The organism is Streptomyces adustus, from assembly GCF_009377175.1.
Lineage (GTDB): Bacteria > Actinomycetota > Actinomycetes > Streptomycetales > Streptomycetaceae > Streptomyces > Streptomyces adustus.
Genome location: NZ_VJZD01000096.1, coordinates 1 through 25,293, shown reverse-complemented (window position 1 = coordinate 25,293; position 25,293 = coordinate 1). Strand labels below are relative to the sequence as shown.

The window sequence follows — 25,293 nt, the reverse complement described above, 5'->3', positions numbered from 1 at the left end:
CGGTCGTGTCGGTCACAGGGCACGCTCGTAACTCGCCCACGCGACGTGCGACTCGTGCAGGGTGACGGAGATGCCCGTCAGGCCCCGGGCGCCCTCGCCGAGCGCGCCCAGGTGGACCCGCTCGGCCAGCCGGTCGGCGACGACCTTGGCCAGGAACTCCGTCGAGGTGTTGATCCCGGCGAAGTCCGGCTCGTTGTCGAGGTTTCTGAAGTTCAGCTCGCTGGTGATGGCACCGAGTTCCTGGGTGGCCAGGCCGATGTCGACGACGATGTTGTCGTCGTCCAGCTCCTCGCGCCGGAAGGTGGCGTCCACCAGGAACGTAGCTCCGTGCAGGCGCTGCGCGGGTCCGAAGACCTCACCGCGGAAGCTGTGGGCGATCATGATGTGATCGCGGACGGTGACACTGAACAACGGACGACCCTCCAGGTGCGGCGCGTCTGGTCCCCGGCCGAAGCGCGCCGGGGATGCCGTGTAGTACGGCTCTTCGCTTCCCCGTGTTCAGCCCTCTCTCACTCTTTTCTCAGGTCAGGCGCTCTTGTCGTACCGGACGCGGTGGCAGAGTGCCGGAATCTCCCCGGAGGCGAGCCTCGGCATCACCTCCGGAAGGTCCTCGAAGGCGGACTCGCCGGTGATCAGCGCGTCCAGCGCCGGGTCGGCGAGGAGGTCCAGGGCAAGGGCCAGCCGGTCGGCGTAACTGCGGTTCGCTCGGGCCGGGGAGACGGTGCCGACCTGGCTGCCGCGGACGGTGAGCCGACGGGAGTGGAAGGCCTCGCCGAGCGGCAGGGCGACCCTGCGGTCCCCGTACCAGCTCAGCTCGATCACCGTGCCCTCGGCGCGGAGCAGTTCCAGGGACCGGGCGAGGCCCTGCTCGGTGGCGCTGGCGTGCACGACGAGGTCGCACTCGCCGAGGGCCTGATCGGGGCCGGCGAAGCCGACGCCGAGCGCCTCGGCCACCGCGGCGCGCGCCGGGTCGGCGTCGACGAGTTGCACGCGCACGCCCGGGAAGCGGGCGAGCAGGGCGGCCACCGAGCAGCCGACCATGCCGCCGCCGACCACGGCAATCCGGTCGCCGACCAGGGGGGCCGCGTCCCAGAGCGCGTTCACGGCCGTCTCCACCGTGCCGGCGAGCACCGCCCGCTCGGCGGGCACGCCGTCCGGCACCACGGTCACGGCGCTCACCGGAACGACGTAACGCGTCTGGTGCGGGTAGAGGCAGAAGACCGTACGGCCGGTCAGCTCCTCGGGGCCCTCCTCGACCACGCCGACGTTGAGGTAGCCGTACTTGACCGGTCCGGGGAAGTCGCCCTCCTGGAACGGCGCCCGCATGACGGCGTGCTGACTGGCCGGGACACCGCCGCGGAAGACCAGTGTCTCCGTGCCGCGGCTGATCCCGGACCACAGCGACCGCACCACCACCTCGTCCTCGGCGGGCTCCGCGAGGGTGAGTTCACGGACCTCGCCGTGACCCGGTGAGCGGAGCCAGAAGGCGCGGGCGGAACGGTTCATCGGCATCCTCCTGAACGATCGACACGTTGTTCACGTACCGAGATGTGCACAGGCCGCGCACAGTACGCGGCGTTGATCGACTCTGTCACTCGGCCGGAGGATGTGCGGTGGCCCTGAACAACACTTACGACGCAAGGCTGGTCCAGCAGGAGACCGCTGTGGGAGCGGGCGTACAGATCCTGTTGCTGGCCCTGCTCGGCACGGCGATCGGGATGGGCCCGGCGGGCTGGGTGACCGGTCTGACGTTCGCGATCGCGACCTGGGCGGTGCTCTCCCGCGCCCTGCACCGCTCCGGACTGCGCTCCTTCGGCCCCGCCAACCGGGTCACCCTCGGCCGCGCGACCCTGGTCGGCGGAGTGACCGCGCTGGTCGCCGACTCCTTCGAGAGCACGCCGCCGGTCACCCTCCTGGTCGGTCTGACCGCCGTCGCCCTGATCCTGGACGGCGTCGACGGCAAGGTGGCCCGCCGCACCGGCACCTCGACCGCGCTGGGCGCCCGCTTCGACATGGAGGTCGACGCGTTCCTGATCCTGGTGCTGAGCGTCTACGTCTCCATGGAGGTCGGCCCCTGGGTGCTGCTCATCGGCGGTATGCGCTACGCCTTCGTCGCCGCCGCCCGGGTGTGGCCGTGGCTGAACAACGCGCTGCCGCCGAGCACCGCCCGCAAGACGGTCGCCGCGCTCCAGGGCATCCTGTTGCTGCTGGCGGGCTCCGGGCTCCTGCCGTACGCGGCCGACTTCGGGGTGGCACTGCTGGCGCTGGCGCTGCTGGTGTGGTCGTTCGGCCGTGACGTGCTCTGGCTGTGGGCGACCTCGCGCCGGCCCGAGCAGACCGCCCGCGCCGAGCAGAAGGTGCTGGAACTGGCCGCGCACTGACCGTACGACCCCCGTCCGCCCGTCCGTCGGCTCATCCCGGACGAACGGACGGCCGAAGGGCCCGGACCACCGCTGGTGGTCCGGGCCCTTCGGCGTTCGGCGCCTTTGTCGCTACGAACGTGTGGAGCGCGTCCGTACGACCGCGAAGGCCGCCGCGGCCAGCCCGAGCACGCCGACGACCAGACCGGCGATGCCCAGACCGCGCGCGGTGGAGTCACTGCCGGAGGCGGCCTCGGAGGTGCTGCCGGGGGCGGTCGGCGCGGAGCCCTTCGCGGCCGGGGTCGCGCCGCTCTCGTCACCCGCCGTCAGCTTGACCACCGGTGCCGGGTTCTCCGGCTCGTCCGCGCCCTCCGCGGCCTGCTCGATCCAACGGACGACCTTGCCGTCGGAGTAGGTCTGGAGCGCCTTGAACGTCAGCGCATCGGTGTCGTCGGGCAGTTGGCCGAAAGCGACGTCGAAGTCCTCGAACCCGCCGGCACCGATCTTCCCGCCGGTCCAGGTGATCTCGGAGACGGCCTCGGTGATGGTGCCGTCGTCCGTCCTGACCGGCGTCTTGAGCTTCGTGGTGGTCACCTTCGGCGTCCAGCCGTCGTGCGGGCGAACCAGCACACCGAGGACGGGATGGTCGGTCGGCAGGTACACCTGCACCTTCGTGGTGCTGACGGAGTCGTCCTCGTTGGGGACACGGAAGGTGAGGAGGCCGTCGGTGGCGCCCTTGGCGTAGCTCTCGGGGTGGACGGTGACATGCGCGGAGGCGGCCCCGGCCGCCGCCAGGACGCCGGCGACGGCGAGCACGGCGCCGAGACCGGCGCGGCGCAGGGTGGTGGTGCGGTTCTTGGACATGGGTGAGTGGATCTCCGTACGGGAGTGAAGTGACGGGGTCAGACGGTGTACGGGATCCGGGTGGGCGGCCCCCGGCGGCTCACCGCGTGCCGGAGCAACAGCGCCAGCGGTGGTACCGCATCCGCAGGCACGCAATCGGCGGCGGGCCGGAGGAACGGTGCCGACGGGCCGCCCCACCAGGCCGCGAGCCCGGGCAGCAGGGCGACCGCCCGCCGCAGCAACGACCACAGGGCGGCCTCCCCGCGCCGCAGCCACCAGGAGGCGACGAGCGCGGCGAGCACATGCGCGAGGACCGCGTGCGGGGTCATGGCGTGCGGATGCGGGGCCGTGAGGCCGTGCATCTGAGCCATGCGCATATGACCCATTTGCGTCGGGCTCATATGCATCGAGCCCATATGCATCTGACCCATATGCGTTCGGGTCATCCGCATGACCGGCTCGGCAGTGATGATGGTCCGGGAGAACACGGTGTGCAGTCCGGCCTGCACGGCGAGCATGGCCGCGGTGATACCCGGCAGGGTCCGTTCCCGGCCGCCGAGCAGCCATCCGGCCGCGAAGACGACGAGGAACCCGGCGCCGTCCGCCCACAGCGGCGGCGTGCCCCCGGCGGCGAGCCCGTGCCCGGCCACGGCGAGCAGCACGCACACCGCGGCGAACACCGCGGCACGCAGGCTCCGGATGGCCGGGGAGGCACTCATGGTCAGCGATCCTCCCACGCAGGGCTCGTCCGCGTGGCGCCCTGCCGGGGTTCAGGGCCCGGCTCGCTCGTCCCCGCGCCGTCTCCGCGCCCTTTTGCTGCCGACCCGCTCCCGCCACACTTGTTCCGCTCGGCACCGGTTCCCGCCCGTACCGGGTGGGAGGGGATCGACTGGGGGGAGTGACGCCGTGGCGGCAGACGATCCGTCCGACGAGGAGGTACGTGCGGTGATCGGCGCGCACCTGACGCGCTTCGGCCGGAGGAGGCACCCCGCTCCGGCCCTGGAGGACCTCCTGCTCACCCGCTCACACCTCCTCGAGGGCACGATCACCCGCCGCACCGAGGACCGCACCGAGCAGACGCGGCACCGGCCGGGAACCATCGACCTCTCGGACCGGCCGACCTACGACGTGCTGGGGGACTACAAACTCGGTCCCGGCGAGTCACCGCTCGACCGGCCGCTCGACCTGGTCAGACGCGGCACGGTGCACCTTCGTTCCTGCGACTGCGGCAACGGCCGGCGGCAGTGTGCCGACTGCCGGGGCATGACGTACCGCCCCTGTGAACCCGCCCAGGTGTGCGCCGCCTGCCAGGGCGTCACCATGTGCACGCAGTACCTCAAGCACGGCGGTCTGCCGAGCACCCCGCCCAGACCTCGCAAGCCGGGCAGAGCCGACCGCCCTGAGGAACGGGTGACCTGTGAGGGATGCCACACACCCGACAGCGCGTGCCCCGGCTGCCGGGGCTGGGGGAAGGTCAGGTGTCCGCAGTGCGAGGCGACCGGACGCATCCCGTGCGCATCGTGCAGCCGCACGGGCACCGTCAAGTGCACCACATGCGAGGGACACGGGAACCTGACGTCCTGGACCGCGGGACGGATCAAGTGGACCCGGCATCCCGAAACCATAACTCCCCCCGTCCCACGACCCAGGCGAATCGGGTCGGAACTGAACGCCGGCGGCTGGCAGGAGGATCGCCTCGACACGGGCGACCCTCTGCCCGGCGACCTCTCCCTCGACCAGCGCACGGCCCTTGAGCCGCACCTGCGACATCGGAAGGACGAGAGGCAACGGCAGGTCGTCCTCAGGCGTCTGACAGTCGTCACGGCGAGGCTGCCCGGCTCCCCCCACCGGGAGTTCTACGTCTTCCGGGGCGCCGACGGACGCCTCAGAGCCGTGGGCCGGCTGTCGCAGGAGGGCCGGTGGAAGGCGTCGGTGATCGCGGGCGCGGTCGTCGCCCTCGCGATCCTCGTTCTGGTCCTGATCCGCTGACCGGACCGCTCGCCCGCCGGACAGACTGGCGGGCGGGGAGGTCAGGCGGGGAGGTCATGGCTTGCGGGCCACTCCTCCGTAGAAACCGGCCTGGGCGTCGGTGAGGTCGGCCAGCGGCTGGTCCGGCTCCGGGTGCCAGCGGTGCGTCACGGCCAGCCCCGGCGGCAGCAGTTCCAACCCGTCGAAGAAGCGGGCTATCCGGGCCTTGGACCGCAGTTGGATCGGGATGCCCGCACGGACGTACACGTCCTGGGTGCGGGCCATGCCCTCCGGGTCGAAGTCGGTGGTGCCGTGGCTGAGGACGAGGAAGCTGCCGGACGGCAGTGCGTCGACCAGTTCCCCCACCACCTCGTACGCGCCGTGCTCGTCCGGCACGAAGTGCATCAGGGCGCACAGGCTCAGCGCGATCGGCCGGTCGAAGTCCAGCGTGTTCCGGGCCTCGTAGGACTCCAGGATGGACTTCGGCTCCCGCACGTCCGCCTGTACATAGGCGATCCGGCCCTCGGGGGTTCCGCGCAGCAGGGCCCGCGCGTGGGCCAGCACGATCGGGTCGTTGTCGGCGTAGAACACCCGGCACTCCGCGGCCTCGGCCTGCGCGACCTGGTGCAGGTTCGGCTCGGTCGGCACACCGGTGCCTATGTCGAGGAACTGCCGCACCCCGTGCTCGCGGGTCAGCACTCGCACCGCCCGGTGCATGAACAGCCGGTTGGCGTGGGCGAATCTGCGGGCGTCCGGGGTGTGCTCGAGCACCTGCTCGGCCGCCTCGGCGTCCACCACGTAGTGGTCCTTGCCGCCGAGGTAGTAGTCGTACATACGGGCAGGGTGCGGCCTGCTGGAATCTATGGGCACCAGCCCCGAGGCCGACTCGACCGACACCGTTTTCTCCTCGACTGTGTGTGACGGGCCCTCGCCCCGTATCCGTGCCGGCCGCCGCACCGGAACGGCCGACCGACGGCATCACCGTAGGCGACCGGAGTACGGGCTGGCCAGAAAACCCTTACTACGCCGGCGAGTTGGGGCGATTCTGAGCCGAGTTCGGCTGTTGCCCCTCCAGGCGCGGACTTCCGGCGTCGGATCGGGCCGCCGGTTCTCGCTCCCCCGCCCCGACCCGCGGTCCGGCTGCTCTCGCCCACATGTTCACGAGACTGCAACACCCGTTCCCACCATGCGGATTATCACGGAATGCCCTCGACAAACCGGGGAGATCGCTGCCACCCTCCCGCCATGTCCCTCACCCCTCGTGTTCTGCGCCGCGTCCTCGCCGGCGCCACCGTCGCCCTCCTCGCGACCACGGTCGGCTGCGCCCCGCAGCCCGAGGCCGACCCGTCCGCCAAGTCCTCCGGCTCGACCGGCACTGCGTGCGCCAAGAGCAAGCTGGCCACGAAGACCTCCGGCAAGCTGACGATCGCCACCGACCAGCCCGCCTACGAGCCGTGGTTCAAGGACGACGACCCGTCCGGCGGGGAGGGCTTCGAGTCGGCCGTCGCGTACGCCGTGGCGAAGAAGTTGGGGTACGGCGAGGGCGCCGTGGTCTGGGAGCGGGTGCCGTTCAACAAGGCCTTCGCACCGGGTGAGAAGACCTTCGACTTCGACATCAACCAGGTCTCCATCAGCGACGAACGCAAGAAGGCCGTGGACTTCTCGTCCGGCTACTACGACGTACGCCAGGCCGTCATCGCGCTGAAGGGATCCTCGGCCGCGAAGGCTAAAGGCATCGCGGACCTCAAGGGCCTCAAGCTGGGCGCCCAGGTGGGCACGACGAGCCTCGACTACATCGAGGACGTCGTGAAGCCGACCCGGGACGCCGCCGTCTACGGCAAGAACGACCAGGCCAAGTCGGCGCTGAAGAACGGGCAGGTCGACGCGATCGTGGTCGACCTGCCGACCGCGTTCTACATCACCGCCGCCGAGGTGACCGACGCCGAGATCGTCGGCCAGTTCGAGAACCGGGGCGGCGCCCCGGAGCAGTTCGGCCTGGTGCTGGACAAGGGCAGTGCGCTCACCTCCTGCGTGACGGAAGCCGTGGACGCGCTGCACAAGGACGGCACCCTGGCGAAGATCGAGCAGCGGTGGCTCTCCGACGCGGTCGACGCCCCGGTGCTCAAGTGACCGTCGTCAAGGACGAGTCCGCCCGTGACGGCGGCGACGACGAGGACGACGGGCGCGGGGCGAACGACCCATCCGGCGCGGCGGACCCGTACGTCCCGTCGCCGCGCCGGCTCGAACGCGAGCGGTACCGGCGAGCCCGGGCCCGCCGCGCCACGGCGATCGCAGCCCTCTCGACCCTGGTCACCGGGGCCGCCCTGTGCCTGCTCGTCGTCGGCGCACCCGGCTGGCCGCGCACCAAGGAGACCTTCTTCAGCGGGGAGTACGCGCGCGAGGCGTTCCCCAAGGTCCTGGAGGGCCTCTGGCTGAACCTGCGGCTGCTGCTGGTCTGCGGGGCCGCCGTGCTGGTCCTCGGCATGCTCATCGCCGTCGCCCGCACCCTGCGCGGCCCGGTGTTCTTCCCGCTGCGGGTGCTGACGGCCGCCTACACGGACTTCTTCCGCGGGCTGCCGCTGATCATCAACCTGATGATCGTGGTCCTGGGCGTCCCGGCGCTGCGGCTCCAGGGCGTCACGGTCGACCCGGTGCTCCTCGGCGGCACGGCGCTGACACTGACGTACTCGGCGTACGTCGCCGAGGTGTTCCGTGCCGGCATCGAGTCGGTGCACCCCTCCCAGCGCGCCGCGGCCCGCTCCCTGGGCCTGTCGAACCGGCAGGCGCTGCGGTACGTCGTGCTGCCGCAGGCCGTGCGCCGCCAGGTGCCGCCGCTGCTGAACGACCTGGTGTCCCTGCAGAAGGACACCGGTCTGGTGTCGATCGGTGGCGCGGTCGACGCGGTGCGCGCGGCGGACATCGTCGTGGGCCGCAGCCTCAACTACACGCCGTACATCGTGGCCGGGCTGGTGTTCGTCGCCCTGACCATCCCGATGACCCGCTTCACGGACTGGGTGACGGCCCGGATGGACCGTCGGCGGGCGCAAGGAGGAACGACATGAGCGACGACGTTCCGGTGCTGCGGATGGAGTCCGTCCGCAAGACCTTCGGCGACGTGGTCGTCCTGCGGGACGTCGACCTGGAGGTCGCCCCGCACACGGTGACCGCGCTGATCGGCGCCTCCGGCTCCGGCAAGTCGACGCTGCTGCGGTGCGCCAACCTCCTGGAGGACATCGACGACGGCGCGATCTGGCTGGACGGCGAGGAGATCACCGACCCGCGCGCCGACCAGGACGCGGTGCGGCGCCGGATCGGCGTGGTCTTCCAGGCGTACAACCTGTTCCCTCACATGACGGTGCTGGCGAACATCACGCTCGCCCCGCGCCGGGTGCACGGCGTCTCCCGCGCCGAGGCCGAGGCACGGGCCCGGGAGCTGCTGGAACGGCTCGGTCTGGGCGCGAAGGCGGGTGAGTACCCGGACCGGCTCAGCGGCGGCCAGCAGCAGCGCGTGGCGATCGCACGCGCCCTCGCCGTACGGCCTCGGCTGCTGCTGCTCGACGAGATCACCGCGGCCCTCGACCCGGAGCTGGTCGGCGAGGTGCTGAACGTCGTGCGCGACCTCAAGGGCGACGGCATGACCATGGTGCTGGCGACGCACGAGATGGGCTTCGCCCGCGAGGTCGCCGACCAGGTCTGTTTCCTGGACTCGGGCGTGGTGCTGGAGCGCGGCACCGCGGAGCGGGTCTTCGGTAACCCTCAGCAGGACCGTACACGGCGCTTCCTGCGGCGGATCGTGGAGGCGGGCCGTTTGTGAGGGGCCGCGACGGCGCCCTGGGACGGCGGGTGTACTCCTTGTCCCGCCCTACACGGCTCCCGCCGCGTCCAGGAGCCGCACCAGGTCCTTCCTGCCGTAGCCGAGGAGGGCAGCGCGGTGGGCGGCCATCAGCATCAGATGCGCGACGATCTGCGCCCCGTAACCGTCCTTGTCGTCGCCCAGCCATTCGCCGGGGTCCTCGACGCCGAGGCTGTTCATCACCAGCCCGTGGGCGCGGCGGATCTCCGTCACGGTGTCGGACACGGCCTCCAGCAGGGTCCGCCCCGGCCGCTCGCACTTCAGGGCGAACCCTCCCCAGTCGACCGGTTCACAGCCGCTCGGCGGCCGCAGCCGCAGGCCCTCGTAGCGTTCGTGACCGAAGGCGCCGTCGCCGAACTCGTCGTGCACCAGGGCGAAGCGGTGGAAGCCGGGGGCCGCCGGGGACGGCGGTGGGGTGTACTCCCACCCGGCGTCCTCGTGCAGTGACCGTCGTACCTCCTCCTCGTCGGCCGAGGTGACGGTGAAACCCGTCTCGGTGTTGTGCCCGGTGAGTGTGCCGTCGTCGTTGCGCTGGAACTGCAAGCTCATCAGACCCCCCCGTGGTCGTCGGTGGCGGGAAACGCCGGACGCTCCCCGTCACACGAACCAACGGACCGCGGCCGACCCGCGTGCCCGCCGCCACCATTGTCATCCGATCGTGTGAGCACGCCGCTCGTCCGTGACGATGCGACCGAGTCCGGCCCCGGCCTGCACGGGACAGCACGTTCTCTGCACTGTTCTGCGCACGCTGTTCCGGTCGAGCGGGCCGGGAGGGGCCTTCCGCTTCCGCCCCACCCGGCCCGGGCTCACTACCCCTTCTGTTCCACCCGCACCCAGTCCACCTCCGCCTGTACTCCCCCGGCCGCGATGCGGTCCACGCTGGACTGGGGCAGGCCCCAGTAGGGGGTGGTGACCTGGTTCCAGCCGGCCGGGTAGGCGCCGCCCAGGGCGAGGTTGAGGATGACGTACTGGTTGTGGTCGTACACCCATTGACCGCGGGTCGACTCGACCTTGTTGCGGGTGGTCTCCTGGACCAGGCGGTCGTCGACGTAGAAGCGCATCGCCGTCGGGGTCCATTCGACGGCGTACGTGTGCCACTGGTCGGCGCGGCCGCCGTTCGGGTAGGTCTGGCGGGCGCCGATGTTGCCGTCGGCCGAGTAGCCGGGGCCGTGCAGGGCGGAGCTCGTCCAGTCCGCGTAGCCGATGTTCTCCATGATGTCGGTCTCGCCGGAGGCGGGCCAGGAGACGGACGGGTCGTCGACGTTGCTGCCGAGCAGCCAGAAGGCGGGCCAGAAGCCGTCGCCGACCGGGAGTTTCATCCGGGCGCTGACCCGGCCGTAGGTGAAGTCGAACCTGGTGTTGGTGTCGACGCGGCCGGAGGTGAAGTCGTAGGTGCCGCCGCCCGCTTGGGTGCAGCCCTTGCAGTACTTGGACCTGAGGATCAGGCTGCCGTTCTCGGTGCGGATGTTGTCGGTGGAGTCGACGTACGCCTGTGACTCGCCGTTGACCGGTCCCATCTCCGTCCCGGTGCGTACGACCCGCCACTTGGAGCGGTCGAGGGCCGCGCCGGTGAAGTCGTCGAAGAAGGTGGTGCGGTAGGTGCCCGACTGGTCGGCGGGGAGGGCCGGGTAGGCCGCGGCGGCGCTGCCGCCGGTGCCCCAGACCTGGAACTCGTAGAGGGAGTAGCCGAACTGGGCGGTGTAGGGGGCCGGGTTGTAGAAGGAGCGGCGTTCGGTGCCGAGCATGCGGACGTAGCGGCCGGTGGCCGGGGACGGCAGGGTCACGGTGTCGTGCAGACCCGCCGCCTCGGACGGCGACTTGACGTTCGCGCGGCGGGCGGCGACGTCGGCGGCGGACGGCTGGTAGACCGTGCGCCAGGTGCGGTTGTCGTCGGAGACCTGGAGTCGGTAGTCGACGGCGTAGGCCGCCTCCCAGTACAGGTCCACGGAGGAGATCGTCGAGGTGGCGCCGAGGTCGACCGAGACCCAGCGGTCGGCGTTCCAGTCGCTCGACCAGCGGGTCGCGTCGCCCTTCAGGTCGGCGGGCCAGCCGCCGTCCGTGACGAACGCCGGTGAGTTCCCGGCGTGTTGGTAGAGGTTCGAGTAGGCCGGGTGGTTCAGGGCCAGGTTGGCGCGGGCCGTCGACGCGGGGGCGGGTTCGCCGCCGTACACCTTGAAGGAGTAGAGGGAGTAGCCGTACGGCGTGGCGCGTTCCAGGCCGCGCAGGCGGACGTAGCGGCCGGTCGCCTCCTGGGGGTAGGTGTGCGCGGTGAGCGAGCCGCCGGTGCCTGCGGTCTCGGTGTAGAAGGGGGTCCAGTCGGTGCCGTTCTTCGACACCTCCAGCACATAGCGCTTTCCGTAGGCGGCCTCCCAGTCGAGGGTGACCCGGTCGATCCGGATCGTGGTGCCCAGGTCGAGGCGGATCCAGGCGTCGTCGGCGAAGTTGCTGGACCAGCGGGTGGCGCCGTTGCCGTCGAAGGCGAGGCCGGGGGTGGTGCCGCCGTTCTCACTGCCGGAGGCGGTGACGGCGGCCGGGTTCAGGGCGTAGGCCGCGGCGGCGCGGTCGGTGTCCCAGGCGTACGCCGCGGCGGCGGCCGGTTGCGCGGCGGCCGGGGTGACGAGAGCCGGGCCCGCGGACAGCAGCGCCAGCGCCGCCAGGGCCGTCATGAGGGTGCGCGGGGTGCGGGTCGTACGGAGGGTGCGGAGGGTGCGAGTCGTGCGGGGGGTGCTGGATGGCATGCGGCTCTCCTCAGCGGTGTCTTTATGACATGCACCTGACATTTCTGTGGCTGGTTCATCGCGTGCGGTTCGACGCGTGTGGTTCGTCGCGGGGTGTTCCCGCGGGTCTTACCTGGATCCCGCGGTGGGCGCGGACTCCCGCGCCCACGCCCACCGCAGGGGCTTTCGGGGGGCCTCAGGCGGCCCGGCTCGACCGGCCGCGGTGCGTGCGGACGATGTCCGCGTAGCGGTGGCCGGTGCCCTTGATGGTGCGCACCTGGGTGCGGTAGTCGACGTGGACGAGGCCGAAGCGCTTGTCGTAGCCGTACGCCCACTCGAAGTTGTCCAGCAGCGACCAGGCGAAGTAGCCGGCCAGCGGGGCGCCCTTGCGGGCGGCGGACGCACAGGCGGCGAGGTGCCGGATCAGGTAGTCCTGGCGCTCCGGGTCGTCGACGGTGCCGTCGGGGCGTACGACGTCGGGGAAGGACGAGCCGTTCTCGGTGACGTACAGCTTGCGCGGGGCGTACTCGTGGGTGAGGCGCAGCAGCAGCGTCTCGATGCCGCTCGCGTCGATCTCCCAGTCCATGCCGGTGCGCGGGACGTCGGGCTTGCGGACGGCGAGGGCCCGCGGGGCCGGCCCCTCGGGGTCGTCGGCGACGGTGGCCGGGAAGTAGTAGTTCAGGCCGAGCCAGTCGAGCGGGGCCGCGATCGTCTCCATGTCGCCCGGCTTCTCGGGGAGTTCGACGCCGTAGACCTCGCGCATGTCGGCCGGGAAGCCGCGGCCGTGCACCGGGTCCAGCCACCAGCGGTTGGTGTGGCCGTCCATGCGGCGGGCAGCGGCGAGGTCCTCGGGGCGGTCGCTCGCCGCGTGGACGGTGGAGAGGTTGTTGACGATGCCGACCTCGGCGTCCGGGGCGGCGGCGCGGATCGCCTGGGCGGCGAGGCCGTGGCCGAGGAGGAGGTGGTAGGAGGCGCGGACGGCGGCCGTCAGGTCGGTGAGGCCGGGGGCCATCTTGCCCTCAAGGTGGCCGATCCAGGCCGAGCAGAGGGGCTCGTTGAGGGTGGTCCAGTGGGTGACCCGGTCACCGAGGCGTTCGGCGACGACCGAGGCGTACGCGGCGAAGTGCTCCGCAGTCTCGCGCTCGGGCCAGCCGCCGCGGTCCTGGAGCGCCTGCGGCAGGTCCCAGTGGTAGAGGGTGACGGAGGGGGTGATGCCCGCCTCCAGAAGCCCGTCGACCAACTCGTCGTAGAAAGCCAGGCCCTTGGGGTTCACCGGGCCGTCGCCGCCGGGCACAACGCGCGGCCAGGCGACGGACAGCCGGTAGGCGTTGGTGCCGAGCCGGCGCATCAGACCGATGTCCTCGCGCCAGCGGTGGTAGTGGTCGCAGGCGACGTCGCCGTGGTCGTCGTTGTCGATCTTGCCGGGGGTGTGCGAGAAGGTGTCCCAGATCGACGGGGAACGGCCGTCCTCCGCCACGGCTCCCTCGATCTGGTACGCCGATGTGGCCGTGCCCCACAGGAAGTCGTGCGGGAGTGCGGCGAGGTCGATACGTTCGGACACTGAAGCCCTCTCAGGAATAGGGGGGTTGGTCGTCGCTTCACCGGCTGCCGTGCGGCCGGCGGTCGTACGACCGGTGGCCGTACGACCGACAGCCTTCGCGGCGTCGGTCACTTGACCGCTCCGGCGGTGAGGCCGGCGACGAGATAGCGCTGGAGCAGCAGGAATCCGGCGACCACGGGCACGCTGACGACCAGCGAGGCGGCCATGATCTGGTTCCAGTAGACGTCGTTGAGCGTGGAGTAGCCCTGGAGTCCGACCGCGAGGGTGCGGGTGGCGTCGTTGGTCATCACCGACGCGAACAGCACCTCGCCCCAGGCGGTCATGAAGGCGTAGACGGCCACCGCGACGATGCCCGGGATCGCGGCCGGGACCACGACCCGGAACAGGGCGCCGAGCGGGCCGCAGCCGTCCACCAGGGCCGCCTCGTCGAGTTCGCGCGGCACCGAGTCGAAGTACCCGATCAGCATCCAGATGGAGAACGGGAGCGAGAAGGTGAGGTACGTGAGGATCAGACCGCCGCGCGAGCCGAACAGGGCGATGCCGGTGGCGTTGCCGATGTTGACGTAGAGCAGGAACAGCGGCAGGAGGAAGAGGATGCCGGGGAACATCTGCGTCGACAGCACAGTCACGGTGAACACGCGCTTGCCGCGGAACTCGTAGCGGCTGACGGCGTAAGCGGAGAAGACCGCGATCACCACCGAGCAGACGGTGGCGGCGCCCGCCACGATCAGCGAGTTGCCGAAGTACTTGGCGAGCGGGACGGTCGACCAGATGTCGATGTACGGGCGGATCGTCAGACCGCTCGGCAGCCAGCGGAACTTGCCGCTGACGTCCGCGAGCGGCTTCAGCGAGCTGGAGATCATGACGTAGACCGGCAGCAGCACGAACCCGGTGAGCAGGGTGAGGAAGACCCGCCGGGTCCATACGAACGAACTCGGCTGCGCCATGGGCGAGTCAGACACGGGAGGTCCTCCGTCCGCGGGACGTGACGGCGAGGTACACGCCGGTGACGAGGAGCAGGAAGAGCAGCAGCAGGACCGACATCGCCGAGCCGGTGCCGAAGTTCCAGGTGACGAAGGAGGCCTGGTAGATGTGCACCGAGATGAGGTCCGCGGCCTCGGGGGCGGTCCTGCCGAACAGGACGTACGGCGTGTTGAAGTCGTTGAAGGTCCACAGGAACAGCACCAGGACCAGCACCTGGTTGACCGCGCTGAGCGACGGCAGGGTGATGTGGCGGATCTGCTTCCAGACGCCTGCGCCGTCGAGGGCGGCCGCCTCGTACAGCTCCCGCGGGATGTTCTGGAGGCCGGCCATCACGATCAGGAAGGCGAACGGCCAGCCCTTCCACACGGACACGGTGAGCAGGGCGTAGAAGCTGTTGTCGCCGATCAGCCAGAAGGACGGCTTGTCGGTGAGGTGCAGCTGGTCGTGCAGGACGTGGTTCACCAGGCCGTTGTCGTGCTGGAACATGAACACCCAGGTGATGACGGCCGCGTAGACCGGCAGGGCGTACGGCACCAGGAACAGGGCGCGCAGCAGGCCGCGGCCGCGGAACGTGTCCTGCATGCAGATCGCCGCCGCCGTGCCGATCAGCCAGCACAGGCCGACGGACAGCAGCGTGAACGCGACGGTGACCAGGAAGGAGTGGAGCAGGGCCTCGCCGACGGGTGCGTCGAAGTCCACCGACACCGTGTAGTTGTCCAGGCCGGACCACGGCGCGGTGCTCCAGTCCCGGATGAAGAACTGGGTGAGCTCCTTGAAGCTCATCACGATGCCGATCACCATCGGCACCAGATGGACCAGGAGTTCGAGGATCAGCGCCGGCAGAAGCAGGAAGTAAGGGAGTCCGGCGCGGCGGAGCCGCCCGGTGCGGCGGCGGGAGCCGCGCGCCGCACCGGGGGCGTCCTTGCGCACCGTCCGCCCCCCGGCCTCCGTGGAGACAGTGGTGGTCATGGTGCTCACTTACTTGGTCGGCATCTGCTGCTGGGCCTTCTCGAGCTTCGCCTTCACCGACTCGGCGGTGACCGCGCGTCCGGCGGCCGCGTCCGCGAACAGCTCCTTGACGGCCGTGCCGACCGCCGTCTCGAACTGGGACTCGTCGGCGACCTGCGGCAGCGCGGCGGCGCTCTTGGCGAGCGTGTCCTTCAGGACGGCGTTGGCGGGGGTGTTGAAGGCCGCGTCCGCCTGTGCGGCGGCGACCGGCGGGATGGAGCTGTACGCGGTGTTGAGGATCTTCTGCTCGGCGTCGCTCGTCATGAACTTCACGAACTCGGTGGCGCCGTCGAGGTTGTGGGTGTTCTTGAAGACCGCCATGTTGATGCCGGCGACCATGGAGTTGACGTTCGCGCCGGTGCCGGGGGTGCCGGACTGCACGGGCACCGGGGCGATGCCGTAGTCGGCCTCGCTCATGCCCTGGGACTTGAGGTTGGCGGACGCGGACTGCCACAGCAGCATCGCGTTCTTGCCCTTGGCGAAGTCGCTGACGGACTGGTTCTGCGCGTACTCGGCGTTGCCCGGCGCGATGATCTTGTCGGAGGCCATCAGGCCGACGTACTGCTGGACCGCACTGACCACGCCGTCGTTGGTGAAGTCGGGCTTGCCGTCGGCGGTGAAGAAGTCGGCGCCGTGCTGCTTGGCGAAGACGAAGACGTGGTGGATGTTCTCGGACGGGTTCGAACCCTCCGCGCCCAGGCCCCACTTGCCGCCCTTGGACAGCTTCTTGCCGTCGGCGATCAGCTCGGCCCAGGTGGCCGGCGGGTTGGCGATGCCGGCGTCGGCGAACATCTTCTTGTTGTAGTAGAGCGCGTACGCCATCGAGTACAGCGGCACCGCGGCCGGGTCCTTGCCCTCGGCGCCGGTCGAGCCGAGGGCGGAGGCCACGAAGCGGTCCTTGCCGCCGATCGCGTCGAACTGCTTCGCGTCCCACGGCAGCAGCGCCCCGGTGGCCTGGAGCGAGGCGCTCCAGGTGTTGCCTATGTTGAGGACGTCGGGGCCCTGGCCGGAGGTGGTGGCGGTCAGGATCCGGTTCAGCAGGTCGGACCAGGGGACCACCTCCAGCTTGACCTTGACCCCGGTCTGCTTCTCGAACTTGTCGAGTTCGGGCTGGAGGACCTTCTTGTCGATCTCGATGCTGGCGCCCTGGTTGGAGGCCCAGTAGGTGAGCGTCTTCGGCGAGTCGTTCGACCCCCCGCCGGCCGCCGATCCGCCTCCGCAGGCCGTGGCGGCGAGAGCGAGTGACATGGTGACGGCGCCGACGGCCGCGGCTCGGATGCTGCGCATGGCTCCTGGTGTCCCTTTCCTGGAGTCGTGAACCCCGAGGCAGACCGCGGAAGTGACACCCCGTTCGACTCCCGAAGCCCCTCATGGCTTAATTTACGACGTGAGTTAAACCTCGGAAGAAGAACGCGTCAAGACATCCGGCAGGGTCTCCCCCGGCGACTCGGGCCGGAACCATGGCGCCGGACCGGTGCGCACAGCGGCCGCATAGCCTGTGACCTGCGCGGGAACCGTCTCGGGGGTGTTGTGCAACGGTTGTGTTTCGACGGGCCCCTGAGCACCCCGGACAGCGGCCGGACCGCCGTCCCTGCGACGGCTCCCGCCGCATCGGTCCGGCCGCCTGCTACCGGGTCGATCCGGTCACCGGATCCGAGGCGGGCACCGGCGCGTACCCGGTGGGCCGGGCCGTGAAGGTGCCGCGTCCCTGGGTCCGGCTGCGCAACCGGGTCGCGTAGCCGAACAGTTCGGCCAGCGGCACGGTGGCGCCGACGACCGCCGAACCGGCCCGTACGGTCGAGCCCGTGACCCGGCCGCGGCGTGCCGCGAGGTCGCCGAGCACGGAGCCGACCGTGTCCTCGGGCACGGTGACGGTGACCTCGGCCACCGGCTCCAGCAGGACCATCGCGCAGGCGCGCAGGGCCTCGCGGAGCGCGAGCCGGCCGGCGGTGCGGAACGCCGTGTCGGAGGAGTCCTTCACATGCGTCGCCCCGTCGGTCAGCGTCACCCGCAGTCCGGTCACCGGATGCCCGCCGAGCGGACCGTCGGCGAGGGCGTCCCGGCACCCGGCCTCGACCGCGCGCACGTACTCCCGCGGCACCGAGCCGCCGACCACGGCGGACCGGAACTCGAAGCCCCCGCCTCCGTCGCCTCCGCCTCCGACAGGCGCGGAGCCGTCGGGATCCACCGGGCCCATCGGTTCCACGTCGAGGACCACGTGGGCGAACTGCCCGGCGCCGCCGTCCTGTTTGACATGGCGGAAGACCAGCCCGCAGACACCGCGGACGACGGTCTCGCGGTGGGCCACCCGCGGGCGGCCCACGCCGACGTCGAGGCCGTGGGTACGCCGGAGCGTCTCCACCGCCACCTCCAGGTGCAGTTCGCCCATGCCGGACAGCACCGTCTGCCCCGTCTCCGGGTCGGTACGGACGACCAGCGACGGGTCCTCCTCGGCCAGCCGGCCGAGCGCGGAGGCCAGCCGGTCGGTGTCGGTGCCCCTCCGGGCCTCGACCGCCACGGAGACGACCGGCTCGGCGACTCCCGGCGGTTCGAGCACGAGAGGTGCCTCGGGAGCGCACAGCGTCGAGCCGGCGCGGGCCGACTTCAGGCCGACCACGGCGACGATGTCACCGGCCACCGCCCGCTCCAGCGGGGTCCGGCGGTCCGCCTGCACCCGCAGGATGCGGCCGATGCGCTCGGTGCGCCGCGCGCCCGCGTCCATCACCGCGTCCCCCTTCCCGATCGTTCCCGAGTACACCCGCAGATACGTCAGCCGCCCCGTCGGGGTGGCGTTCACCTTGAACACCAGGGCCGCCAGCGGCGCCGCCGGGTCGGCGGACCGCTCCTGCGGCACGCCGTCGTGCGTCCCCCGTACGGCGGGTACGTCCAGCGGCGACGGCAGATAGGCCACGACGGCGTCGAGCAGCGGTTCGATGCCGCGGTTGCGGTAGGCAGAGCCGCACAGCACGACCACGCCGTCGCCGCTGCGCGTCAGGTCGCGCAGCGCGGCGGCCAGCGTCGCCGCCGACAGCGCCGACCGTGCGCAGAACTCGTCCAGCGCGCCCGCGTGCAGTTCGGCCACCGCTTCCTCCAGGGCCCGCCGCCGTCGGTCCGCCTCCTCGCGCAGGTCCACAGGCACCGGCCCCTCCTGGGCCCCGTCGTCGCCGTCGGCCCAGACCAGTGCCCGCATGCGCAGCAGGTCCACGACGCCGGTGAAGCCGTCCTCCGTACCGATCGGCAGCTGCACGACCAGCGGGGCCGGGTGCAGTCGCGCCCGGATCGAGGCGACGGCCGTGTCCAGGTCGGCGCCCGCCCGGTCCAGCTTGTTGACGAACGCGATCCTCGGTACGGCGTGCCGGTCGGCCTGCCGCCACACGGACTCGCTCTGCGGCTCCACTCCCGCGACGGCGTCGAACACCGCGACGGCGCCGTCGAGGACGCGCAGCGAGCGCTCCACCTCGTCGGCGAAGTCGACGTGCCCGGGGGTGTCGATCAGGTTGATCCGGTGGCCGTCCCACGCGCAGCTGACGGCCGCGGCGAAGATGGTGATCCCCCGGTCGCGTTCCTGCGGGTCGAAGTCGGTGACGGTCGTGCCGTCGTGGACCTCACCGCGCTTGTGGGTGCTGCCGGTCGCGTACAGCATCCGCTCGGTGAGGGTGGTCTTGCCCGCGTCCACATGGGCGAGGATGCCCAGGTTGCGGACGACGGCGAGCGGGTCGGTGAGGTGAGTGTCGAGGTGGGTACGCACGGCCCATGGCCTTTCGGGGCGACGGTGAACAGGGCGGCGCGATGGCCGGACGGGACGTCGGTGTGCCTGCGGCCGGGCGGACCGGCGGGCTCCGTGGCTCGGAGAACCTGCGGGCTCGGCGAACCGGCAGGCTCGGCGAAGCCTGCGGGCACCGCGGGTCAGGCCGGCGGGCAGGACTCGTGAGGACGTCGTATCGTCACGGCATCCGGTGCCGGCCGCGCAGCGGGCACCGGGCGGCCGGAGACACGAGGATCACCTCGTACCGGGAACGGGAAGCGACGACAGCGATGCGGACACGCACGGCCGGGCTCCCCTCACTCGTCACGACGACGCGCCGCCGTACCGTCGGTCGGCGCGTGATGTGGTGAGTGTAGGGAGAGCCACGGCGTCGGGGCACGCGATTTTCCGTGCGGCCAGGGGGACTTGCCGACTGCCGTCAGGAGGTCGCCGCTTGGGGCGCGTTCGCCCAGAACTGCGCCCGCACCCGCCGCAGCCAGGCGTCGGCCACCGTCTCGTCCGGCCGTTCCGGCAGTACGCTGCGTGTCTCCTCGAAGGCCTCCTCGAACCGGCGCAGCAGCGGCAGCGCGGTCCCGGGGGCGGCCGCGACCTGCTCGCCGAAGCGGTGGTAGTCCTCCGGGTCGTCGACCCCGATGGTCAGCCGGCCCGTCGCATAGAGCTCGTACCCCTGTGTGCAGAGCCGCTTGAGGTGGCGGGCGTGCTTGGCGGTGCGTCTGCGGACCTCGGCGGTGAGCGGTCCTTCGCTGCGGTTCTGGAGTTTCCTGAACTGCTGGGTCGCGTAACCGAGATAGGCGGCGCGGATCCTCGGTGCGCTCAGGAACGACATCCGGATGCTGATGAGTTCGTCGCCCAGCGGGGTGCGGACCTCGTACAACTCGTCCGGCAGCCAGACGAGTTCCATCACCGTCGGGTTGCCGCCCAGGGCCAGTCGGCACCACTTCGCGGCCTCGTGCAGGGTGCGGTCCGGTGCCGTGCTGACGTGGGACTCCTTCGGTCCGTGCAGGCCGTGCAGGTCCTCGGTGGGCGCCGCGAACAGGCCGAGCCGGTCCACGTCGGAGCCCGGGCGGGCGAGTCCGTACGCCGTCGAGCCGACGACGCCGGACAGCAGGATGTTGGTCACGGTCACAGGGCCCCCCGATGGTGGTCGTCTCACCGGCGCGGGCCGGTGCGTGCGGCCATGGGCGCCGGCCTCTGGCCGCCCCCCGGTACGGGGTGGCGGCGGGACAGCCATGATGCCCGGCCACGGCCGCTGTCACCTCGTATTTTCCGTGGCCGGCCGGCGGCCCTCCGACGCGGGGTGCGGACCGGTCCGCGTTCACCCTTTCGGCTCCGTGCGCTGGTCGGGGGCCGGAGCCGGTGGTGCCGTGGGAGGGATAGGGAGCCCAGCACCTCGGGGATACGTCCTCGCCCTCAGGAGGCATCCGTGATGACCCCTCGCCCGTCCCGACCCGCCCGTGTCCTCGCCTCGGCCCTGGCGGTGGGCACGCTGCTGACCACGGCCGCCTGCTCGGACGGTGAATCGGAGGGCTCGGGCGCCACGACCTCGCCCGCGGCGACCGGGAAGGCCTCCCCCAGCCCGTCGGCCACGGTCGCCGCCGTCACGCAGGCCCAGGCGGAGGCCGCGCTGATCACCGCGGCCGATGTGGAGGACGCCTGGACCCAGGCGCAGGACCCCAAGTCCTGGCACGACACCCTGTTGACCGGCACGGTCGACGCCTCCCAGTTCGTCACCGACAAGTCGGCCGCCGCCGACTGTCAGCGCCTGATCGACGGGCTCTACCGCGATGACCTCCTGGGCAAGCCGGCCGGGGCCTCGGCAGTCGTCGGCTTCACCCAGAACAACTCCCGGCTGCTCCAGCAGACCGCGGCCTACGACAAGGCCGAGCTCGACAAGTCGCTGAGCTGGCTGGCGGGTCTGGCCGACAAATGCGCCCAGTTCACCGTGAAGGGCTCCGGCGGCGACAGGACCGTACAGGTCGTGGAAGCGACCCTGCCGAAGGCGGGCGACGCCCGGCAGGGCCTGACGGTGTCGGTGAAGGGAACCTCGAACGGCGAGCCAGTCACCCTCACCCTGGACGTCGCCGCGTCGCAGGTGGGCCCCAACGCGGTCACGGTCACCAACGGCGGCACGGAGGGCGTCAGTCACGACAGCACCGCGAACGCGATCACCTTCGGCACCCAGCATCTTAAGGACGTACTGGCCGGAAAGACTCCCGCGCCCGCGCCCAGCCAGATCGAGTGACACCGCTCCCTCCCCGGGGGTTCTCCGGGGAGTGCCCGGGATCTCGTCCCGGGCGCACGCAATCCGACCGGATACGCTCGCTTACCGCCGCTCCGTGTTCGGTGATGCCCCGCGGAGGGCATCGTGCATACAAGGCGGTGCGGCGCCGATGCCGTCCCGTGCGACCACGCGGGCCAGGGGGGATGTCAACTACCGTACGTGAGGCCGGTGTCGTGCTTCCGTGCGGTATCTCGGCCCCCTAGCATTCACCTGCCCCACGACGAGGTTCGCGCGGCGGCCGACGGTGGCGTGCGCGCGGTGCGTCCTCGGCCGCGTCGACACCGTGCGGGCGCGGAGCGGAGGGGGGACGAGCCATGGCGGCATCGGGGCATGCCCGTTGGCGTCGGCGGCCGGAGTCGGTTCCCGTCGTCGTGCTGGGCGCGGCGGGCACGCTGGTGGCGGGCGTGGTGATCGGGCTCCTGGTGGACGCCTCGGCCCTGGTCGACTCGGGTGGATACCTCTTCGGGGCGAGCCTGTTGCTCGCCGTCGGCCTGTACGGGAGCACGTACGCGATCGACCTCGACGCGCTGCGGGCCGACCTGACCGGGGTGCTGGCCGCCGTGACCGTGGGGGTGCTGCTGAAGGCGGCCCTGATCGCCGGGACGATGCTGCTGGTCTTCCATCGGCCCCAGGCGCTGGTGCTCGGCATCGCGGTGGCCCAGATCGATCCGCTGTCCGTCGCCGCGCTCGGCCGCGACGGGCGGATGTCGCAGCGGGCCCGGTCCTTATTGACGGCGTGGGCGTCGTTCGACGATCCGATGACCGTGCTGCTGACGCTCTACCTCGCGGGATACGCGTACACGGCCGCGGGGCACCCGGGGGCGCCCGAGGTGTCGGGCGACGGCGGGGGCGGCTATCTGGCCGGACTCGGTCTCAACGCCGCTTTGCTGGCCGGGGTGTTGGTGCTGTGGTGGGCCGGGCGCCGGGTGACGGCCGTGGTGCGCGGTGCCGGGCCGCTGCGGCGGGCCGAGGCCGCCGCGACGGTCCTGCTCGTGGTGGCGATGCTGGTGCTCGCGGCGGCGCAGCAACTGATGCTCGCGGTGGCACTGGCGGGGCTGGTGGTCCGGTCCACCGTCCTGACAAAGGGGCTGGAGCGCGCGGTGGGCGGTGCGTTCCTCGCCGCGTTCCTGGCGCTCGGGCTGCTGCTGGCCCACGGGGTGGCGTGGTGGCCGGGGTTCGTCCTGGGCGTGGCGGCCTTCGGGGCGCAGGCGGTGGTGGCACTCGGGGTGATGCCCCTGTTCGTACGGGATCTGGAGCGCGGCGACCGGATCGCGCTCGGTCTCGGCCAGCAGAACGGCATCACGGCCGTGCTGATCGCGTTGACCCTGGAGCGTGACTTCCCCGGTACGGCGGCCACGGTGGGTCCCGCCGTCGTCACGGTGAACGTGCTGCACGGCATCTCGCAGGCGCTGCTGGCCCGTTCGGCCCGCGCACGGCGGCCGGCCGCCGCCGAGGAACTTCCGGCGGCCGACCCGCGTCAATCCGTGCACGACCACCCCGAGGCGGTCGGCGGGAAGTCGGTGGCGTAGCCGCGGCGGGCGAACCGGCGGACGGAGCGGCGCACAGACCGGCGATCGGGCCGGCGGACGAACCGACGGGCAGGAGACGCGGGCGGGCAGCGCGGGCCGTCCGTGGCACGGGAGGAGTCGTACGGAGGCGGCGGCAGGAGCGGCAGGAGCGGCACAGACAGTGACTTCGGCGGGTCCGGCGGGACCGGCTGGATCAGCAGGGCGTACGGAGCACCGGTGCTACCGATCGACGGAGCGACCGGGACGGGGAGAGGCGTATGAGGCAGGGGACGGGACACGGCCGACGGGGGGCACCGAGGGGTGGCCGTCCGCCCGGCGTCCGGCCGACGGAACGGGCCACCGCTCCGCCGCGCGGCCCGCGGTCCCCTGCGCGTGGAGCTCACCGGTTCACGGCCTACGCGGCGGCGGTCCACGGCGCGGCGGTCTGCGGTACGGCGCTGCTGCTGGCGGCCGGTGCCGCTCCGGCGTCCGCCGCGCCGTCGGCGTCCGACGAGCGTGACGTGCAGTTGGTGTACTGCCTGGCGGACGCGCATCGCGACGACCTCGTCGCGGCCGCCGTGGCGCTGGGTCTGCTGGTGCCGGGCAGTACGGCGGGACAGGACTCCGTACAACCCGTACGACCGGCGGGGTCCGTGGGCCCGTCGGGTGCCGCGGGCTCCGTGGGGCCGTCGGCGTCGGCGGGTGCCGTGGGGTCCGGTGGGCGGATGACGCTCCGGCAGTGGGCCGGTCGGCGTACGGACGACTTCACGCGGGCCTGTGCCGCGCTGATGGCTGCCGCGGCCGACTCCGGCGGGCCGGCCGCGCAGGGATCCGGTGCCGAGGACGGCTGGTTCGAGACGTTTCTGAAGGGGCTGCCCGCGCTGGCCGCGGGTGCGCTGCTCACCCTGGGTGGTCAGTTCTCCGAGCGGGTCTCGTCCGAACGGCGTCTGTCGAGGCAGCGGTTGCGGACCGACGAGGCGGCGTTCCGGGGGGCGGCGCGCACATATCTGACCGCCTACGAGAGCGACCCGGAGGCGGATCACGCCGTCGTGCTGTCGACGCGTGAGGCGCTGGCCGGGACGCTGTTCCGGATACCGGGTCCGGCGGCGCGGCGGCGGGCCGCCGCACTGGCGGTCGAGCGGCTGCCGCTGGCCGGACCGCTGCCCGCCTCACGCGAGGGCGTGGTGCTCGGTTCGGAGGGCCGGGCCCGTGAGGCGCGCGAGGCCGGGGAGGCCGTGGATCTCGTGCTGCGCACGGTGTCGGACCTCGACCGTGGCGTCGCGCACTGGGCCCTGCGCACCGTGGTCGAGTGGCGGGCCGGTCGTACGGCGCCGGGAGCGGCCGTATGACCGGGCCGGTGCAGAACGACGCCCATGACGGCGTCCAGGACAACCCGTACGGCGTCTACGTGCCCGGCAGCAGGGACAGTCTGCCGTGGCTGCCGCCCCCGCTGCTGGACGACCATCCGCTGGTGCCGTGGGCGGAGGAGAGCCACGCCGGTCAGTGGGTGGACGTCGATCACGCGCTGGACCAGGTGAAACAGTTCGAGCAGTGCCTGCGAAGGCTGCCGGAGATGATCCTGCCGAAGGTGGACACGGGCCATCTGGTCGTGGTCACGGGACCGGTCGGCATGGGCAAGACCACCCTGATCCACCGGTGCGTGCACCTGGCCCGCCAGCACCTCGAGTACTTCAGGCAGCAGCCCCGGGCGGGCGCCGGCCGAGCGGGAGTCATCCAGCCGCCGACGCCCTACGTGGCGATGACCGGCGGCTACGACAATCGCGCGAACGGCATCAGCACGGACGCGCGGGGACAGTTCGCGTCGACGCAGGACATCAACACCGCCCTGCGCAACAAGATCGTCGACGAGCTGGGCGACCAGTTCCCGGAGAAGTCGCTGCAACGGGTGCGGGACGAAGAGGAAGTCCACGAGGCGTTCAGGCTGCTCAGCAGACTGCTCGCGCAGCAGGACGCGCTGCTGCTGGTGCTGGTGCCGCACATGGACTGGCGGGACGACATGGGTTCCGTGCGCACGGACTTCCTGAGGACCTGTCTGAAACATGCGCGCAGCAGAATCGTACTGTTCGTCGAGGTGTGCCACCACGATCCCGACCGGGCGCACGAGGTGGTCGACGAGATCTGGCCCAACAGCGCGCTCACCCATCTGAAACTCGGCAGCCTCACCTCGGAGGACACCGTGAAGTTCAGTCAGGCCGCCCGCGGGGAGCACCCCGATCCCGACGCTCCGGTCCACTCCGGGGAATGGCTCACCTCCGACGTACGGCAGTTGCGCAAGGCCTACTTCAGCATCGCCGAGGAACGCAGACGCACGGGCGGCGAGGTCCGGGTCGCGGCCGCGGACCTCGGCACCCCCGTGCTCGACGTGTCGGCCATGGCCCGCAACCCGGCGGCCGCCGCCGGCCGCCCGGTCCCCAGACAGCCCC

Annotated in this window: 22 protein-coding genes; 9 read left to right on the top strand and 13 right to left on the bottom strand. The window is 71.6% G+C overall.

Annotation, left to right across the window (positions count from 1 at the left end; genetic code table 11):
- Positions 1-12 precede the first annotated feature (12 nt).
- Together FNH09_RS23105 and FNH09_RS23100 are read right to left on the bottom strand one after the other, a co-directional pair.
- Positions 13-411, bottom strand: a complete 399-nt coding sequence (locus tag FNH09_RS23105) for a 6-pyruvoyl trahydropterin synthase family protein (protein WP_152891032.1) — start codon at positions 409-411, stop codon at positions 13-15.
- 114 nt (positions 412-525) lie between these two features.
- Positions 526-1,506, bottom strand: coding sequence for a zinc-dependent alcohol dehydrogenase (locus tag FNH09_RS23100; protein WP_152891030.1), 981 nt, complete (start codon positions 1,504-1,506; stop codon positions 526-528).
- 107 nt (positions 1,507-1,613) lie between these two features.
- On the opposite strand from FNH09_RS23100, the gene FNH09_RS23095 reads away from it, so the two are divergent.
- The gene (locus FNH09_RS23095; RefSeq protein ID WP_162468967.1) at positions 1,614-2,381 is read left to right on the top strand and encodes a CDP-alcohol phosphatidyltransferase family protein; all 768 of its coding nucleotides are present in this window, start codon (positions 1,614-1,616) and stop codon (positions 2,379-2,381) included.
- Positions 2,382-2,492: 111 nt separating this feature from the next.
- On the opposite strand, the gene FNH09_RS23090 is transcribed toward FNH09_RS23095, so the two are convergent.
- Positions 2,493-3,224 (bottom strand): YcnI family protein, encoded by a 732-nt coding sequence (locus FNH09_RS23090; RefSeq protein ID WP_152891028.1) that lies wholly within the window; start codon positions 3,222-3,224, stop codon positions 2,493-2,495.
- Between the two features lie 38 nt (positions 3,225-3,262).
- Positions 3,263-3,922 carry a hypothetical protein gene (locus FNH09_RS23085; RefSeq protein ID WP_152891026.1) on the bottom strand — a complete coding sequence of 220 codons (660 nt, stop codon included), beginning with the start codon at positions 3,920-3,922 and terminating at the stop codon, positions 3,263-3,265.
- A gap of 187 nt (positions 3,923-4,109) precedes the next feature.
- Here FNH09_RS23085 and FNH09_RS23080 point away from each other — a divergent pair, with 187 nt between their 5' ends.
- Positions 4,110-5,192 (top strand): hypothetical protein, encoded by a 1,083-nt coding sequence (locus tag FNH09_RS23080; protein ID WP_152891024.1) that lies wholly within the window; start codon positions 4,110-4,112, stop codon positions 5,190-5,192.
- A 54-nt stretch (positions 5,193-5,246) separates the two neighbouring features.
- Here the strand turns inward: FNH09_RS23080 and FNH09_RS23075 are convergent, their stop codons facing one another.
- A complete protein-coding gene (locus tag FNH09_RS23075) occupies positions 5,247-6,068 on the bottom strand; it encodes an SAM-dependent methyltransferase (RefSeq protein WP_338017657.1) in 822 nt (273 codons plus the stop codon).
- Positions 6,069-6,416: 348 nt separating this feature from the next.
- Between FNH09_RS23075 and FNH09_RS23070 the strand changes: the two genes are divergently transcribed.
- The 3 genes from FNH09_RS23070 to FNH09_RS23060 are packed head-to-tail and all read left to right on the top strand — an operon-like array spanning position 6,417 to position 8,985.
- Positions 6,417-7,301, top strand: a complete 885-nt coding sequence (locus FNH09_RS23070; protein ID WP_152891022.1) for an ABC transporter substrate-binding protein — start codon at positions 6,417-6,419, stop codon at positions 7,299-7,301.
- Entirely contained in the window at positions 7,298-8,233 is a 936-nt protein-coding gene (locus FNH09_RS23065; protein WP_162468966.1) for an ABC transporter permease subunit, read from the top strand. The genes FNH09_RS23070 and FNH09_RS23065 overlap by 4 nt, the downstream gene beginning before the upstream one ends.
- Entirely contained in the window at positions 8,230-8,985 is a 756-nt protein-coding gene (locus FNH09_RS23060; RefSeq protein ID WP_202919731.1) for an amino acid ABC transporter ATP-binding protein, read from the top strand. The genes FNH09_RS23065 and FNH09_RS23060 overlap by 4 nt, the downstream gene beginning before the upstream one ends.
- 48 nt (positions 8,986-9,033) lie before the next feature.
- On the opposite strand, the gene FNH09_RS23055 is transcribed toward FNH09_RS23060, so the two are convergent.
- From FNH09_RS23055 to FNH09_RS23020, 8 genes are all read right to left on the bottom strand, one after another.
- Positions 9,034-9,573, bottom strand: a complete 540-nt coding sequence (locus FNH09_RS23055) for a hypothetical protein (protein ID WP_152891020.1) — start codon at positions 9,571-9,573, stop codon at positions 9,034-9,036.
- A gap of 260 nt (positions 9,574-9,833) precedes the next feature.
- Positions 9,834-11,690 carry a discoidin domain-containing protein gene (locus FNH09_RS23050; protein ID WP_238426990.1) on the bottom strand — a complete coding sequence of 619 codons (1,857 nt, stop codon included), beginning with the start codon at positions 11,688-11,690 and terminating at the stop codon, positions 9,834-9,836.
- Positions 11,691-11,937: 247 nt separating this feature from the next.
- Entirely contained in the window at positions 11,938-13,302 is a 1,365-nt protein-coding gene (locus FNH09_RS23045) for a GH1 family beta-glucosidase (protein WP_162468965.1), read from the bottom strand.
- Between the two features lie 107 nt (positions 13,303-13,409).
- On the bottom strand, positions 13,410-14,249 hold the full coding sequence (locus FNH09_RS23040; RefSeq protein ID WP_152891050.1) for a carbohydrate ABC transporter permease: 840 nt from the start codon (positions 14,247-14,249) through the stop codon (positions 13,410-13,412).
- A gap of 7 nt (positions 14,250-14,256) precedes the next feature.
- The gene (locus FNH09_RS23035) at positions 14,257-15,255 is read right to left on the bottom strand and encodes a carbohydrate ABC transporter permease (RefSeq protein ID WP_152891015.1); all 999 of its coding nucleotides are present in this window, start codon (positions 15,253-15,255) and stop codon (positions 14,257-14,259) included.
- Between the two features lie 9 nt (positions 15,256-15,264).
- On the bottom strand, positions 15,265-16,581 hold the full coding sequence (locus FNH09_RS23030; RefSeq protein WP_152891013.1) for an ABC transporter substrate-binding protein: 1,317 nt from the start codon (positions 16,579-16,581) through the stop codon (positions 15,265-15,267).
- A gap of 340 nt (positions 16,582-16,921) precedes the next feature.
- Complete coding sequence (gene fusA / locus FNH09_RS23025; RefSeq protein ID WP_162468964.1) at positions 16,922-19,042, bottom strand: elongation factor G; 2,121 nt, start codon at positions 19,040-19,042, stop codon at positions 16,922-16,924.
- Positions 19,043-19,478: 436 nt separating this feature from the next.
- The gene (locus FNH09_RS23020; RefSeq protein ID WP_162468963.1) at positions 19,479-20,186 is read right to left on the bottom strand and encodes a DNA polymerase beta superfamily protein; all 708 of its coding nucleotides are present in this window, start codon (positions 20,184-20,186) and stop codon (positions 19,479-19,481) included.
- A gap of 300 nt (positions 20,187-20,486) precedes the next feature.
- On the opposite strand from FNH09_RS23020, the gene FNH09_RS23015 reads away from it, so the two are divergent.
- From FNH09_RS23015 to FNH09_RS23000, 4 genes are all read left to right on the top strand, one after another.
- Positions 20,487-21,302, top strand: coding sequence for a hypothetical protein (locus FNH09_RS23015; protein WP_152891008.1), 816 nt, complete (start codon positions 20,487-20,489; stop codon positions 21,300-21,302).
- 353 nt (positions 21,303-21,655) lie between these two features.
- Positions 21,656-22,870, top strand: coding sequence for a cation:proton antiporter (locus FNH09_RS23010; protein ID WP_152891006.1), 1,215 nt, complete (start codon positions 21,656-21,658; stop codon positions 22,868-22,870).
- Positions 22,871-23,127: 257 nt separating this feature from the next.
- Complete coding sequence (locus FNH09_RS23005; protein WP_152891004.1) at positions 23,128-24,198, top strand: hypothetical protein; 1,071 nt, start codon at positions 23,128-23,130, stop codon at positions 24,196-24,198.
- The coding region (locus tag FNH09_RS23000; RefSeq protein ID WP_152891002.1) for an AAA family ATPase at positions 24,195-25,293 on the top strand (1,099 nt) is incomplete at its 3' end. The genes FNH09_RS23005 and FNH09_RS23000, both read left to right, overlap by 4 nt.